Annotated in this window: 13 protein-coding genes; 5 read left to right on the forward strand and 8 right to left on the reverse strand. The window is 64.7% G+C overall.

The window, feature by feature from the left end:
* Nucleotides 1–374: 374 nt before the first annotated feature.
* On the reverse strand, nucleotides 375–1,718 hold the full coding sequence (locus WS75_RS04560; RefSeq protein ID WP_059679362.1) for an aminotransferase-like domain-containing protein: 1,344 nt from the start codon (nucleotides 1,716–1,718) through the stop codon (nucleotides 375–377).
* 183 nt (nucleotides 1,719–1,901) lie between these two features.
* Here WS75_RS04560 and WS75_RS04565 point away from each other — a divergent pair, with 183 nt between their 5' ends.
* A complete protein-coding gene (locus WS75_RS04565) occupies nucleotides 1,902–2,810 on the forward strand; it encodes a sulfite exporter TauE/SafE family protein (protein ID WP_257129320.1) in 909 nt (302 codons plus the stop codon).
* Between the two features lie 126 nt (nucleotides 2,811–2,936).
* Entirely contained in the window at nucleotides 2,937–4,262 is a 1,326-nt protein-coding gene (locus WS75_RS04570) for an epoxide hydrolase family protein (protein ID WP_059679364.1), read from the forward strand.
* Between the two features lie 253 nt (nucleotides 4,263–4,515).
* Here the strand turns inward: WS75_RS04570 and WS75_RS04575 are convergent, their stop codons facing one another.
* Complete coding sequence (locus WS75_RS04575; protein WP_059679365.1) at nucleotides 4,516–5,736, reverse strand: ISL3 family transposase; 1,221 nt, start codon at nucleotides 5,734–5,736, stop codon at nucleotides 4,516–4,518.
* Between the two features lie 637 nt (nucleotides 5,737–6,373).
* Here WS75_RS04575 and WS75_RS04580 point away from each other — a divergent pair.
* The 3 genes from WS75_RS04580 to WS75_RS04590 all read left to right on the forward strand — a co-directional run bounded on the left by WS75_RS04580 (nucleotide 6,374) and on the right by WS75_RS04590 (nucleotide 9,135).
* Nucleotides 6,374–6,775 (forward strand): hypothetical protein, encoded by a 402-nt coding sequence (locus WS75_RS04580; protein WP_059679366.1) that lies wholly within the window; start codon nucleotides 6,374–6,376, stop codon nucleotides 6,773–6,775.
* Between the two features lie 319 nt (nucleotides 6,776–7,094).
* The gene (locus WS75_RS04585) at nucleotides 7,095–7,421 is read left to right on the forward strand and encodes a hypothetical protein (protein ID WP_156429708.1); all 327 of its coding nucleotides are present in this window, start codon (nucleotides 7,095–7,097) and stop codon (nucleotides 7,419–7,421) included.
* A 502-nt stretch (nucleotides 7,422–7,923) separates the two neighbouring features.
* Complete coding sequence (locus WS75_RS04590; protein ID WP_059679710.1) at nucleotides 7,924–9,135, forward strand: MFS transporter; 1,212 nt, start codon at nucleotides 7,924–7,926, stop codon at nucleotides 9,133–9,135.
* A 136-nt stretch (nucleotides 9,136–9,271) separates the two neighbouring features.
* Here the strand turns inward: WS75_RS04590 and WS75_RS04595 are convergent, their stop codons facing one another.
* The 6 genes from WS75_RS04595 to WS75_RS04620 all read right to left on the reverse strand — a co-directional run bounded on the left by WS75_RS04595 (nucleotide 9,272) and on the right by WS75_RS04620 (nucleotide 14,372).
* Nucleotides 9,272–9,970, reverse strand: coding sequence for a fumarylacetoacetate hydrolase family protein (locus WS75_RS04595; RefSeq protein WP_059679711.1), 699 nt, complete (start codon nucleotides 9,968–9,970; stop codon nucleotides 9,272–9,274).
* Between the two features lie 129 nt (nucleotides 9,971–10,099).
* On the reverse strand, nucleotides 10,100–11,041 hold the full coding sequence (locus tag WS75_RS04600) for a helix-turn-helix transcriptional regulator (RefSeq protein ID WP_059679368.1): 942 nt from the start codon (nucleotides 11,039–11,041) through the stop codon (nucleotides 10,100–10,102).
* 126 nt (nucleotides 11,042–11,167) lie between these two features.
* Nucleotides 11,168–11,950, reverse strand: a complete 783-nt coding sequence (locus WS75_RS04605) for a YkgJ family cysteine cluster protein (protein ID WP_059679369.1) — start codon at nucleotides 11,948–11,950, stop codon at nucleotides 11,168–11,170.
* A 31-nt stretch (nucleotides 11,951–11,981) separates the two neighbouring features.
* Nucleotides 11,982–12,581, reverse strand: coding sequence for a uracil-DNA glycosylase family protein (locus tag WS75_RS04610; RefSeq protein ID WP_059679370.1), 600 nt, complete (start codon nucleotides 12,579–12,581; stop codon nucleotides 11,982–11,984).
* A gap of 145 nt (nucleotides 12,582–12,726) precedes the next feature.
* Nucleotides 12,727–13,770 carry a CmpA/NrtA family ABC transporter substrate-binding protein gene (locus WS75_RS04615; protein WP_059679712.1) on the reverse strand — a complete coding sequence of 348 codons (1,044 nt, stop codon included), beginning with the start codon at nucleotides 13,768–13,770 and terminating at the stop codon, nucleotides 12,727–12,729.
* Between the two features lie 5 nt (nucleotides 13,771–13,775).
* On the reverse strand, nucleotides 13,776–14,372 hold the full coding sequence (locus tag WS75_RS04620; RefSeq protein WP_059679371.1) for an ANTAR domain-containing response regulator: 597 nt from the start codon (nucleotides 14,370–14,372) through the stop codon (nucleotides 13,776–13,778).
* Between the last annotated feature and the right edge of the window lie 3 nt (nucleotides 14,373–14,375).

Below are 14,375 nucleotides of genomic sequence, written 5' to 3' on the forward strand. Positions count from 1 at the left end.
GCTGAATTGCTCCGCTTCATCCAACCGGACGTAAATCCTACCAGCAGCAATGCTCCGCGCTGAATGGCCGCTGACGGGTTGAATCCGCAGGCGCCAGCGGTCAGTTGATTCAGACCGCTGCCGGCCAATAAGCGTCATTCGAGCATGACTCTATCCGGCTGACCGAACGCTGCCTTTTCAGCCATTATCTGCCGGTCACAACCCATGCGAAGACAGAGCGGCACATCTTCTCCGCCGGCACTCTGCTGGTCACGAAGCATGCGCAAGAGAATGCACCGATCATATTCTCGGATCATTCAACATATTGCTGTCGGAGCAATACGGCATGTTGGTACAACGACTCCAGGGGCCAATCCAGAGTCTCGCCGCAGACTTTATTCGGTCGAATCGAAATCCTCTTCTCTTGCATTCAGGATTCCGCTCAGTGTGAGCAGACCCGCGTCGAGCTGGTCCATTGTTGGCGCAGCAAGCGCGAGCCTGACAGCGTTCGGCGCATGGCCGGGCGACGCTGCGAAGGTGGTCGAGGGCGTCAACGCGATGTCTCGCCGGGCCGCGGCTGCGACTAGCGCCTGCGAGCGCCAATGGGCTGGAAGCGTCAACCACAGATGAAAGCATTTTCCGTTCGTCTGAATGTCGAAATCCGACAGACGGTCGGCGGCCAGCTTCTGACGGGCCACGGCGTCGAGGCGTTTCAGTCGTGCGAGTTCGGCAACCGTACCGTCGCTCATCAGGCGCTGCGCGGCCGCAAATGCAAATCCCGATGCAGTCCATCCTCCCGAGCGCACCGACGCCATCACGGCTTCACGCAACCGACGCGGCGCCACGACGAATCCCAGCGTCAACCCCGGCGCTACCTTCTTCGAAAGGCTGTCGATCACCACGCAATTGTCCGGTGAGAGCGCCGCAAGCGGCGGCTCGTCGTCGAGGAAGCCGTACACATTGTCCTCGATGATGGGAATGCCGAGCTTCTCTACGACGCGCAAAAGATCTTCCCGTCGCGCAGCATTCATCGTCATGCCCAGCGGATTCTGGATGGCGGGCTGAATGTAGATCGCCGAAAGATTCGCCTCCCGGTGCGCTTTGAGCACAGAGTCGGGGCGCACGCCGCCTTCGTCCATCGCGAGCGGAACGAGCGTGATACCCAGCCGCGCAGCGATGCCCTTGATAAACGGGTAGGTCAAGGCTTCGACGCCGCAGCGGCCGCCCGTCGGAACAATGGCGGCGACCGCAGCGGCAATGCTTTGTCGCCCATTCCCCGTGAAGACCAACTGCTCAGGAGAAGGCGCCCAACCATTGTTCGCCAGGCTTGCGGCAGAGACGGTCCTGAGAGTGGGTGTTCCACTGCTTGTTGCCTGACCCAGGGCGCTCGCGAGCTCCGCAGCGCTTTCGAGCCCGCTCAGGCTTCTCGCGATGAGTGTCGTTTGGTCGGGAAGTATCGGGTAATTGAACTCGAGATCAATCCGGACGTCCCGCGGTTCACTTGGCGCTGCTGCTCCGCGCCTGGCGTCGCCCAAAACGAACGTTCCCCTGCCGACCTCGCCGACGACGAGTCCTCGTCGCAACAACTCTGCATAAACCCTGCTGGCCGTCGACACGGCGATCTTTCGCTGGTCCGCGAAATTCCGCTGTGGCGGAAGCCGGTCGCCCGGCCTGAGCGTTCCGTCAGCAATGTCTGCGGCGATCGTGTCGGCCAACTTCAGGTATTCGGACTTTGACATTCAATGCACCGAGTTCAATGTATATTGCACCGAGATCAATGTTTTTATTGCACCGAGTGGTGGGGCGGTTCATTCTGTCTTCGTCGCCCGATTGTACTGGGTTTGCAAAGCTTCTACGGCCAATGTGGACGCGTCTGGTTTCGACGACACCCGCGCAGGCTTCGGATTGGTCCTGGAGCATCCATGGAGACGCAATATGCCTTTCACCTCTTCGATTACCGTCCAACCTGCGTATGCGAGAAGGGGAAGGGCGACCGGATTTTCACGCCTGTTGGGCGCGTGTTACGTCGACCACGCGAGGTTATCGTGATGATTGCGTCGACCGGAATGGATCTGCAACTGACATTCATCACGATCCTGATCGCCTTTACGGGTGTATTCCTGATCTCGTTCATGAAAGGGGCCTTCGGCGGCGGCTTTTCGATCGTCGGTATTCCGCTGCTGTCGTTGGTGATGGATCCGGTTACTGCGGGCGGAATGCTTGCACCGCTGTTCATCGCAATGGATCTGTTCGCATTGCGCTACTGGAAGCCTTCGACATGGTCGAAGCCGGACCTGATGCTGCTTTTGCCGGGACTCGTGGCGGGCATCGGCGTCGGCTATCTGGCCTTCCGGTTCCTCGACCACCGCGCGATCGCGATCGTCATGGCGGCGACTACGCTGATCTTCGTCGGACTATGGTTGGTCGGAGGCGCAGCGTTGACGGTCCGTCCGCGTTCCAGGCCCAAGGCGATCACGGCGGGTCTTGCCTCGGGCGTGACCACGATGGTCGCGCATTCGGGCGGCCCGCCGCTCGCAATGTATCTGCTGCCCCTTGGCCTCAGCAAGGAGGTGTATGCGGGGACGACGAGCATGTTCTTTACCGTGGGGAACGCGACCAAGGCAGTGCCATGGCTGCTTCTGGCCAGGCCGACGGGCAATGTCTGGATCGTGATGGCGGTCTGCCTCTGCGCAATTCCTGCTGGTGTCGTGACCGGTTGGCGACTTCACGCGAAACTGGATCAACGCCAGGTTTATCGAGTCTGCTACGGACTGCTGGTGGTGGCCGCGGTGAAACTGCTTTGGGATGGCGTAACGGGGTATCTCGCGTAAGCGTGGAAAACGGGTCTGTATTGTTCATCAACATAAATAAGCAGTACTGATGTGAAAGGCAGTCGATAGACACACTCGTTGTATTGCTTGATTCACTAACTTTCCGTACTGCTAACTGGAGTTTGTATGTCAATTGATGTTTCTCCGACGGCCACATCGCGCCGTCATTTCATGGGCGTCGCAGTGGCAGCCGCTGTGGCGGGCTCGTTCAATGCGGTCACCTTCGCCGGGGAGGATAGACCTGTCGGCGACATCGCCACGTCGGCCGGCGGCAACGAAACCGCGATCCGGCCGTTGCGCGTGCATGCGCCGGAGTCTCAGCTCGTCGAATTGCGGCGACGCATCAAGGCAACACGGTGGCCCGAGCGCGAGACAGTGCACGATACTTCGCAGGGTGTGCAGCTTGCGACGATGCGAAAGCTCGCCGACTACTGGGCGACGAGATACGACTGGCGCAAGGTCGAGGCAAGGCTCAACGCGTTGCCACAATTCGTTACCGAAATCGATGGGCTCGACATTCACTTCATTCATGTGCGGTCGAAACATCAAAACGCGTTACCGATCATCGTCACGCACGGCTGGCCGGGTTCGATCGTCGAACAGCTGAAAATTGTCGATCCACTAACGAATCCGACAGCACATGACGGGTCGCCGTCGGATGCTTTCGACGTCGTGATTCCGTCGTTGCCCGGGTACGGTTTCTCGGGCAAACCAACGACGACCGGCTGGGATCCACAGCGCATCGCTCGCGCGTGGGTCGCGCTGATGCAACGTCTCGGGTACGAGCGATACGTCGCGCAAGGCGGTGATTGGGGAAATGCGGTCACGGAGCAAATGGCCCTGTTGAAACCGCCGGGGCTGCTCGGCATTCACACCAACATGCCGGCAACCGTGCCGGACAACATCGCGACGGCGCTAAAATTCGGCGATCCGGCACCGTCCGGGCTCACATCCGATGAAAAACACGCGTTCGACCAACTCGATTTCTTCTATAAGCACGGGCTCGGTTATGCGCAGGAAATGGCAAACCGACCGCAGACGTTATATGCGGTCGAAGACTCGCCCGTCGGCCTCGCAGCGTGGATGCTGGACCACGATGCCTCGGGCCTCGCACTCATCACACGCGTCTTCAATGGAGAGTCTGACGGGCTGACACGAGACGACGTTCTCGACAACGTCACGTTGTACTGGTTGACAAACACATCTGTCTCATCGGCACGACTGTACTGGGAGAGCAAGCTGAGCTTCTTTGCCCCGAAACATGTTGCGATTCCGGTGGCCGTCAGCGTCTTTCCGGACGAGATCTACGCTGCGCCGAAGCGTTGGGCGGAAGCCGCGTATCCCAGGCTGGTTCACTTCAATCGTTTGTCGAAAGGTGGGCACTTTGCAGCGTGGGAGCAGCCTCAGGCGCTATCGGAAGAGCTTCGTGTGAGTTTCCGAACGCTGCGCTGACCGCACTGAATGACGCATCACGACACGCTGACGCCCAGCCTGCCGCGACGTTTGCGCGCCAGCCTGTCGCGATGACGTGCCGGAAGACGATATGCGTCGTCGTTGCAGGCCGAAGTGTCACGAAATGCCCAATTGACGCAGCCGCTTCCTCTCGGTGATGAGGGCGCGCTGCTCGAGCGGCTACCCGATTTCCGGCTGAGCGCGAGCTGCTCCGCACCTGCAAAGATCGGCGTCGCGGCGGCCGATTTTTGGTTCATCGTAGATTACCGGGGAACGCGGCGCGGATCTTGAGGAAGAAGTATTCCTCGTCGCGGTACCCGTAAGCACGACGCTTGATGACCTTGATGGTGTTGTTGATGCCTTCGACGACGCTGGTATTGAGCGGATGGCGGCAGCGGGCGAGGATGCCGTGCCAGTACCCCTGCAGACGCTTTGCAAACAGTTGCAGCGCGGCAATCCCGCTTTGCCGTGCTTGCTCGATCCATTGTTCCCAGGCCTTTTCCGCCCAGGCAGGCTTCCGGTAGAACCAGAGTCGCTTGAGTTCGTCGCGTAGCACGTAGACGCACAACAGGGGCTGATTGGCAGCCAGCAGTTCCTTCAGATGCACGGACTGCTCGGGCTTCAGGTTGTGGCGGTTGCGCAGCAGCAGCCAGCCGCTGGACTTCAGGACCTTCCGGGCCGGACGGTCATGGCGCAACTGATTGGCCTGATCGACCCGCACCCGATCGATTACTTCGCGCCCATACTTGGCGACGACGTGGAACAGGTCGTAGACGACTTCGGCTCGTGGGCACTGCGCCTTGATCTCCAGCTCGTAGGCCGTAGTCATATCGATCGCAACCGCTTCGATACGCTCGGCCGCGCCCGCGGGAAGTTGTTCGAAGAAGGCTCTGGCCGTCTCGCGCGAGTGTCCCGATCCAATCCAGAGCACTTGCCGACCAATCGGATCGACCACCACCGTGGCGTAGCGATGACCTTTATGGAGCGCGAACTCGTCCATCGCCAGATAGCGGATCGTTGACCAGTCCGGCTCGGCCACGCGGGCCCTCAGCCGCATCTTGTCGATCGATTTGACCGTGTGCCAGCCCAGATCGTAGAAGGCCGCGACCGCTTGCACGCTGGCCGCTTGCAGCAGCTTCTCGCAGGCCTTGGCGAAGCGCTCCGTCACTCTCTGGTAGCGGCCCAGCCAGTCCCGCTTCTCCAGTCGCGGGCCACCGCAGCGTTCGCACCAGACTCGACGGCGGGGTACATGCAGCACCACTCGATACTCGAACAGCGGCAGATCCCGAACGCGGCGAACTGTCGTCTCGTGGATCTGTTGGCAGCGTGCACCGCATTGCTCGCAGTGCATGACCTTGCTGAGCGGCTTCAAATACAGCGACAGTGTGCGGCCTTCTCCTTGCGGCCATTCCACCCGCTCCAACCGATAGCCCGTCCAGCAGCCCAGTGCCTGAAGTGCCTTGCGATCGAGCAATTGTTTCTCCTGACGTCCTTAAAGTCAGGCGTCAGGTTACGCAATCGTCCTCAAACGCTCCACGGTTTCCCGCGATGAACCCGATTTTTGCCCCTCGGTCCCATGGGTCCCCCTCGAGGCGATGGGATTGAAATCTTGAGACCTCGTTGCAGGCTCAATTCGATGAGCCTTGCGTCGATACATGTGACTCGCCGGGTTGGTGGCGACGTGACAGGCCGGCCGCATGCCCGGTCGACGACCTGCACGCCGGGCGCGGTACGGGATTGCCGACCGGCGTGGGGGCATCTGTGACCGACGGCCGGTGCTCCCCTGGGAGCGGCCGTCGAGGTGGCGACTGATAGATGGTCGGCAACGGGTCGATGCCGGACGCGCGACTTCGCGCGGAAGCGCATCGTTCGATGCCCGTCATGGACGGGACCACACCGATAAACGCAAGCGTTGAATGCCGGCCCCGGTCGAAACAGCGGCCGTCTGATCGTGGAGTAGTATTCCCCATGTCCAGGTTATTGCTCGGCCTCTGAGACGCACCGCCAACCATCCGTGACGAGGGTGGCAAGCTCATCAAAGGGTTTGGAAACGCCTTCAACGATACGTGCGGTGGCGTCGGTCGTGACAACGGCATTGATGGGAATGCATCATGTCAATCGAATGGAAGCACCGTGCAAGGCTATTTATCCAGCGTTTCTGGCAGCCGACCAGTGCGTGCATGACCTGCATGCCGGGGAGCTGGGGCAGTATTACGAGCGTTGCCCACTGGACGATTGCATTTCATACGGGTTTGCTCACTGGCCTCCTGGCCGTACTTTTGACTTTCACGCCTGGGGCAAAACTCTACGCGCATCGATACGGCAATGCGCTGGTCGTTGGCTTCCTGACAATGCTGGGCGACGTCTACTCGCACACGAGTCACTACCGAATCCCCTATGTCGAGCACATCCTGACGGGTGTAATTTCAGGTCTCTTGACACTGGCGGCCTCCTATCTCTTCGAAGACCGCGCGCGACGCCTTCGGGCGGTATGGGCTCGAGTGTTCAGATAGCTTATCCGGTGACTTTCTGAACCTTCCGGCCGAACGGCAAAAAGGCTCCCCGGTGTGACTACGCTTCATGATCGGAAGACGGCGTAAGGACAACGGGAGTTCGCGGCTGTTACATGCGCCGGCGTCAGGGGGCGGCCAGAAGCAGACGGTCGACACCTCAGTGCGGATCGCTGACAATCGAACACCGGCGTGTTTGCATTCTTGGCCGGATTCATACCGAACGGAGACAGTTTGATATCCAGCAAATCACGAGGCAAATAACCTCATCGAAGCTGATTCAGACTGTCTGCGAACAACGAACCCATGAGAGGTGGCCGCCTTGACAACGCAGTTCAATCGGTTGCTCGAGCAAATTGCTTCATTGCAGCGCCAGTTGAATGACAAGCGCTTTCTCGAACTTCGTCTGTATCGGCGCGACGCGACGATCTATCAGTTGTCCAGTGCGGTCAATCACACGATTGCTTGCTGGTTTAGCGAGAATTATCGACCGATCAGCTTCCTTATCGACCGCGGCAGAAGCTTCATGCACGAGTTCCCGGCCGGGAGACCCGAAGCTGCGGAGTATTACGCGCTTGCGGAAGAGTTCTTCAAGGTCGTGCTATCCGCACTTGAGGTTATCCCGGACGCGGAAGCTTGCGATGACTGAAAAAATGTCGACTAGGACGCATGCTCGAATGGGGCGGCGGTTGTATTTGGGCGGGAGACGACACTACTCGCAGCGCATACGGGGTTGGTCCAATTGAGGACTCGATGCCGCTAGCTGATGAAACGCGCAGAAAGCTTGCGGAAATGACGGCGTGGCATGACCTATTGCTCAACTGGGAATACCCTCCAGACCCGGGGCCATGGGACGCGCCTGAATACGAGCGCTTTGAAGCGAGCGCGGCCACGATACGTGACCGTCTTCAACAGGAACTGGGCGACTGCTTCGCTATCGTCTATGAGAGATTGGGGGATTATGAGGGACGGGCCGAGAATCAATAGCTCGGAACACCCGGTCACCGGAAGGCTCGCCTCTCAGTGAATGGCCGCTTCAGAGAAGTACCACTGTCCCTTGTGGGTCGGTAAGCGACATCCACGGAAATCCACGAAGAACGTACTTTTTGCGCTACGCACGGCCGCGCGGCGTGTGCGCGGAGGGCATCCGCTTGCAACCGAACCTGCCGATCGCTTCCGGCCGGACTACACCTCGACACGCGACGCTGATCCTGCTGTGCGCGTTCTCGGTGCTGCCGTTGAGCCTGTTCCTGCCGTCGCTGCCGGCGATCGCGCGCGACCTGCGCGCCGACTATGCACTCGTTACGCTGTCGCTTGGCGGCTACGCGGCGGTAGCCGCGTCGCTGGAGTTCGTGATGGGGCCGCTGTCGGACCGGTTCGGGCGGCGGCCGATCATGCTGACGAGCCTCGGCATCTTCACGCTCGGGTCGCTGGGCTGCGCGATGGTGACCGATATCCGCGTGTTCCTCGCGTGCCGGCTGATGCAGGCAGCGATCACGTCGGTCTATCCGGTGTCCATGGCGACGCTGCGCGACACCGCGGACGGCGCGCGCGCGGCGAGCCGGATCGGCTATGCAGCGATGGCGGCCGCGTTCGCGCCGATGATCGGACCGACGCTCGGCGGCGTGCTCGATCAGACGGTCGGCTGGCGCGCGAGCTTCTGGCTGCTCGGTGCGTGCGGTTTTGTGCTGCTCGGCTGGTGCGCGTTCGATCTCGCGGAGACGCATACGATGCGTGCCACGACGCTTGCCCAGCAGCTTCGCGCATATCCGGCGCTACTCGGAGCGCGCCGTTTCTGGTCCTACGCGCTTTGCATGGCGTTTTCGACCGGCGCGTTCTATGCGTTCCTGGCCGGCGCGCCGCTCGCCGCCCAGGCCGTGTTCCGTATCCCGCCGGCGGAGATCGGCTTCTACATGGGGACGATCACGGCCGGGTTCGTGTGCGGCAGCTTTCTGGCCGCGCATCACGCGCATCGCTATCCGCTCGCCACGACGATTCTGTGCGGACGCGTGGTCGCGTGCATGGGGCCGGCGATCGGGCTCGCGTTGTTTTTCGGAGGAGCGACGCACCCGATCGCATGGTTCGGGCCGTGCGTGCTGATCGGCATCGGCAACGGGTTGTCGAATCCGGGCGCGCATGCGGGTGCGATGTCGGTGCGGCCGGAACTGGCCGGTAGCGCCTCGGGGCTGGCCGGGGCGATGACGATCGCGGGCGGCGCGGCGCTATCGTCGCTGACGGGCGCTGTGCTGACCGTCGGCAACGCCGGTCATGCGCCGCTGGTCATGATGCTGTTGTCAGCGGTGATGGCGCTGGCGGCTGCGGTGTGCGTTCGAATTTTCGACGCACGTGAACGCGGCGCGTGATCGACGGGACAAGAATGGCACGCCGATTCGGCGCGATGCGATCGCTGCCCGGATCGGCAAGGAGCGGCACGATGCGACGCGACGGCCGTCGGACGGACGGCGCGTCACGGCGCGTCACGTGCGCCCGCACGATGCCTTACGGCTTTGCCCCCATCACGAACTCGAACGTCGCCACGCCGTCGACGCCACCCGTCACGCGGTCGCCCGGCTGCAGCGCGCCGACACCGGCCGGCGTGCCGGTGAAGATCAGGTCGCCGGCCTTCAGCTCGACCGAGCGCGACACGTACGCGATCACGTCCGGCACGGCCCAGATCATGTCCGCGAGATCGCCTTGCTGGCGCGTTTCGCCGTTGACCGCGAGCCAGATCCGGCCGCTTGCCGGATGGCCGGTCGCGGCCGCCGCGCGCAGCGCGGTCACGGGGCCCGACGCATCGAAGCCCTTCGCCCAGTCCCACGGCCGGCTCAGCTTCTTCGCCTCGGCCTGCAGGTCGCGGCGCGTGAGGTCGACGCCGACGCCGTAACCCCACACGTGCGACAGCGCGTCGGCCGGGTCGATCGACCGGCCGTCCTTGCCGATCGCGACGACCAGCTCGATTTCGTGATGGAGGTCGCTGGTCAGCGGCGGATACGGGACGGTGCCGGCGGCCGGGACGATCGCGTCGGCCGGCTTCGTGAAGAAGAACGGCGGTTCGCGGTCGGGATCGGCGCCCATTTCGCGCGCGTGGTCGGCGTAGTTGCGGCCGACGCAGAAGACGCGGCGCACCGGAAAGCGCGCGGACGACTGTTCGACTTCGACGGAAGGACGCTCGGAAGCGTCGATGACGTATGCGGACATCGGATGGCCTCGTTCGATGAAAAGACGGATGCCGTCGCCCGCGCAATGCACCGCGGGCCGGCATGCATGGAACGATACCCGACGCATGCGCGCCCGGATGCGACGCAACTGCGTTTTAACCGGACAAATCTACGCGTCGCCGCCCGCCGGCGCGTCGTCGCCGGCCGGCAGCGCGGCGTTCGCGTCCCGGTACGCCTTCGGCGACACGCCGACCCGCGCGCGGAAGCGCCGCGCGAAATACCCTTCGTCGCGAAAGCCGACGGAGCGCGCGATGTCGGCGATGCGCCGGCTCGTATGCGCGAGCAGCGATTGCGCGAGCGCGATCCGGCGCTCGGTCACAAGATCGGTGAAGGTGCTGCCGGTTTCCTTGCGTACCAGGTGTGCGAGGTAGTTCGGCGACAAAAAGGCGGCCTCGGCGGTGGCGGCGAGCGTCAGGTCCTCGCGGGTCAGGTTCGCGCGCACGTGGCGCATCACGCGCGCGAGCGCGTCGCGCCGGCCCGCGCGCTGGGCACCGCGCTGCGCGAGCTTGTCGAGCGCGCCCGCGTATTGCGTGCAGACGAGCCCGATCAGCTGCAGCAGATAGCCGCGCAGCAACGTGCTCGAGCCGAAGGTGCGCACGCGGTCGGCATCGAGCATGCACAGCGCGAGGCGGCGCGCCTCGTCGAAGGCGTCGCCGGTCAGGATGAAGTCGAGATGTTCCTGGAAGCGGAACGGCGTCAGCTCGGGAAAGCGGTGCGCGGGGACATCCTCGAGATCGAGCGGATCGACGTCGAGATCGGCGCGCAGGAACGCCTGGCTGAAGTTGATCACGATGAAGTGCGCGCCTTCCGGATGCGGAATCAGGTGCTCGCGATGCGGCAGCACGAACGCGAGCGCGCCGCGCGGAAATGGCCGCGTGACGCCGCCGATCCGCTGTTCGGTGTCGCCGCCGAGATTGAACTGGATCTGGAAATACGCGTGCCGGTGCGGCTCGGTGATCGCCTGGCGCGACGCCTGGTCGCGGATGTAGAAATCGAGCCGGTCGCTGCGTTCGGGCATCCCGTACAGGCGCGGCGGGGCGGTGGAGGGCATGAAGGATTCTGCTGTTCGTGACGCGGTTGAGCCGCGATGGTACAGCGAACCGGGCGCGGCCGGAATCCGTGGGCGCGATCCGCGCAGGCCGGCCGGGCGGTGTGCGCCCGCCCGGCGACAGGGCAGTCAGGCGGCCGGATGAAAGCCCAGGTAGCGGCAGCGTGTGTCGGCCTCGTCGGTCGCGAGCTGGCTGGATGCGCCGACCGATCGGAGCGTGTCGTCGGTCGCGCGACGATTCGTGAGCAGCGTCCATGCCGTCGGGGCGGGCTCGGCGGCGGCCGTCGCGCGCGCATCGTCGAGCGCGCTCAGCGCGGCCAGCAGGCTGTCGGCGGGCGGCGCATGAATCGCGAAGCCTTCGTTCGCGACCGCTGCCGTATCGATGCCGAGCGCCGCGCACAGTCGCGCGCGCAACGGCGTCTCGGCCTCGCTCGCGGCCCGCGCGCGCGCGATGTTTTCGCGCGTGTGCGCATCGACGATCGTGCCGCCGCGGGTGAGCGGCGTCTGCTGCCATGCGTCGGGCGGGCACTGCTTGCCGTCCGGCAGCAGCGGTACGAACGGATTGACCTCGGCCGGGTAGATCCGGCACACCAGCGGCCGTTCGTCGTAGATCCCGCAGCGCATGTCGTCGAGTAGATTCGGGCACGGCCCGGCATGCGACGCGGTGAGCAGGGTGGTGACGCGTACCGGCAGCGAGCCGCTGAGCGCGGGCGACGAACGTGCCCGCTTGTACGCGGCGAACGCGTCGTCGGGCGCCGGTTCGACGGGCCATGGCATGGCGTCGCACAACAGCTCCACGTGGCCACCGCGCCGCAGCCATGCGGTGGCCTCGGCGACGGTCAGCGGAATGCGCAGGTCGTGGCAGCAACGGCCGCAGCCGGTGCAGGAAAAGTCGATGTCGGTCTGAGTCATTCGGATACGGAGTCGGGTGCGGTCGGCTTCGTCAGCCGGCGATCATTGGCGCGACGCGCCGGCGCAGTTCGGGCACGATCTCGGCGTCGAACCACGGACGGTGCTTGAACCACGCCTGGTTGCGCGGCGACGGATGCGGCAGCGGCATCACGTCGTGGCCGTAGTCGCGCCATGCCTGCACGGTGTCGGTCAGCGTCGCCTTGCGCGTGTCGCGCAGGAAATGCCGCTGCGCGTACTGGCCGACCAGCAGCGTCAGCCGGATCGACGGCAATTCGGCGAGCAGCCGGTCGATCCACAGCGGTGCGCATTCGGGGCGCGGCGGGTTGTCGCCGCTCGCGCCGCGGCCCGGGTAGCAGAAGCCCATCGGCACGATCGCGAAGCGTGTCTCGTCGTAGAACGTGTCGGCGTCGACGCCGAGCCAGTCACGCAGCCGCTTGCCGCTCGCATCGGCCCACGGGATGCCGCTCGCATGGACGCGGGCGCCGGGCGCCTGCCCGACGATCAGGATGCGGGCGTCGCGATGCGCGCGCACGACGGGGCGCGGGCCGAGCGGCAGGTCGGCTTCGCACGCGCGGCACGCACGGATTTCGGTGAGCAGCACGTCGAGCGGCGTGCGCGTTCGTTTCGGCATCGATTCTGAATGGGGACGGAGTGGCGGCACGAACGCAGGTGCGTCCATGCCGCGCGGCGGGCCGGCGCGGACCGGCGCATCGCGTCAGGCGTTCCGCTGGGCACGGCATGGCGCTGCGCGGCGGCCCCGGCACCCCGTGCCGGGATCACCCGCCCGCCGCCTCGCCTTCGGCAACCGCAGCATCATACAACGCCGTCTGCGCGATCGCCGCGGCGATTGCCGCGTCGTCCTGCGTGCCGTCGAGCATGCCCCAGCGCCGGTATTGCAACAGGAACCAGCGGCCTTCCTGCGGATCCGGCCGGTTCACGGCGCCGCCGTCGTGGAAACGGATCGGCAGCGGCGGCTGCGCGAACGGCCCCGCGCCGTAGTCGCCGAGCAGACGCGGCGCGATCAGCCGGGCCGGCACGCCGAGCGCGTTGGGCGACGCGAGCCAGTCGGCCGCGTCGCGACGGTGCGCGGCATCGTCGAGCCACGCGCACGCATCGACGAGCGTGCGGATCAGGGCACGCGCGGTGGCGGGATACAGCGCGACGAAATCGCGCCGGGTCGCGAGCACCTTCTCCGGATGATCGGGCCAGACCTCGCTGGTGACGGCGACGGTCCGGCCCGCGCCGCAGGCTTCGGCCACCGCGTGCCACGGCTCACCCGCGCAGAAGCCGTCGAGCTCGCCGCTCGCGAGCGCCGCGACCATCTCGGGCGGCGGAATCACGACGCTGCGCACGTCGCGCAGCGGATCGACGCCGTGTGACGCGAGCCAGTGGTTCAGCCACATCGCGTGCGTGCCGGTCGGGAAGGTCTGCGCGAGCAGCGGCTTGCGGCCGAGTGTCGCGAGCGCCGCGCGGACGTCGCCGCTTGCGCGGTACGCGTCGGCAAGGCCGCGGGCGAACGTGATCGCCTGTCCGTTGCGGTTCAGCACCATCAGCGCGGCCATGTCGGTCTGCGGGCCGCCGATGCCGACCTGCAGCCCGCACACGAGCCCGTACAGCGCGTGCGCGGCGTCGAGTTCGCCGGTCAGCAGCTTGTCGCGCACGGCGGCCCAGGATGGCTGGCGGCACAGCTCCAGCGTCAGGCCGTGGCGTGCGCCGAGATTCAGGTGCTGCGCGACGATCAGCGGGGCGGCGTCGCTGAGCGCGACGAACCCGAGGCGAAGATGCGCGCGTTCCGGCGCGGCGGGAGGCGAAGGTTTCATGGCATTCATGACGGGTGGGTCGCATCGAGCAGTTGCCGCGCGATGTCGACGATGCGCTGGCCCTGATCCATCGCGCGCTTGCGCAGCAACGCATACGCATCGTGCTCGGACAGCCTGCGCTGATCCATCAGCAGGCGCTTCGCGCGATCGATCAGCTTGCGTTCGGCGAGCTCGCGCTCGACATCGGCGAGCCGGCGGCGCAATGCATCGTCGTGCGAGAAGCGCGCGAGCGCGACTTCGAGGATCGGCGCGAGGCGCTCGGCCGACAGGCCTTCGACGAGATACGCGCTGACGCCGGCGCCGACCGCCGCGTGAATCAGCGCCTGGTCGGCATCGTGGCTGAACATCAGCACGGGGCGTGGCGCGGTCGCGTGCATCACGGCGAGTTGCTCGAGCGTGTCGCGCGACGGCGAATCGGTATCGATGATCACGACGTCGGGGCGCTGCTCCTCGACGGCGGCGGGCAGGCGCGCGGGCGTCGCGACGTCGTTGAGCATCTCGTAGCCGAGGCGCGCGAGCGCGTCGCCGAGTTCGCCGATCGGCTTGTCGGTGTCGGTGACGAGCAGCACGCGCAGGCGCGAGGGTGGAGCAGGCGTACTCATGAG

Origin of the sequence: Burkholderia sp. FL-7-2-10-S1-D7, from assembly GCF_001524185.1 — a bacterium.
GTDB classification, from domain to species: Bacteria; Pseudomonadota; Gammaproteobacteria; order Burkholderiales; family Burkholderiaceae; genus Burkholderia; species Burkholderia diffusa.

What these genes read in the sequence shown, in the direction of transcription:
- WS75_RS04560 (WP_059679362.1), bottom strand. Translation starts at nt 1,718, where the DNA reads ATGTCAAAGTCCGAATACCTGAAGTTGGCCGACACGATCGCCGCAGAC.
- WS75_RS04565 (WP_257129320.1), top strand. Translation starts at nt 1,902, where the DNA reads ATGGAGACGCAATATGCCTTTCACCTCTTCGATTACCGTCCAACCTGC.
- WS75_RS04570 (WP_059679364.1), top strand. Translation starts at nt 2,937, where the DNA reads ATGTCAATTGATGTTTCTCCGACGGCCACATCGCGCCGTCATTTCATG.
- WS75_RS04580 (WP_059679366.1), top strand. Translation starts at nt 6,374, where the DNA reads ATGTCAATCGAATGGAAGCACCGTGCAAGGCTATTTATCCAGCGTTTC.
- WS75_RS04595 (WP_059679711.1), bottom strand. Translation starts at nt 9,970, where the DNA reads ATGTCCGCATACGTCATCGACGCTTCCGAGCGTCCTTCCGTCGAAGTC.
- WS75_RS04600 (WP_059679368.1), bottom strand. Translation starts at nt 11,041, where the DNA reads ATGCCCTCCACCGCCCCGCCGCGCCTGTACGGGATGCCCGAACGCAGC.
- WS75_RS04605 (WP_059679369.1), bottom strand. Translation starts at nt 11,950, where the DNA reads ATGACTCAGACCGACATCGACTTTTCCTGCACCGGCTGCGGCCGTTGC.
- WS75_RS04610 (WP_059679370.1), bottom strand. Translation starts at nt 12,581, where the DNA reads ATGCCGAAACGAACGCGCACGCCGCTCGACGTGCTGCTCACCGAAATC.
- WS75_RS04615 (WP_059679712.1), bottom strand. Translation starts at nt 13,770, where the DNA reads ATGAAACCTTCGCCTCCCGCCGCGCCGGAACGCGCGCATCTTCGCCTC.
- WS75_RS04620 (WP_059679371.1), bottom strand. Translation starts at nt 14,372, where the DNA reads ATGAGTACGCCTGCTCCACCCTCGCGCCTGCGCGTGCTGCTCGTCACC.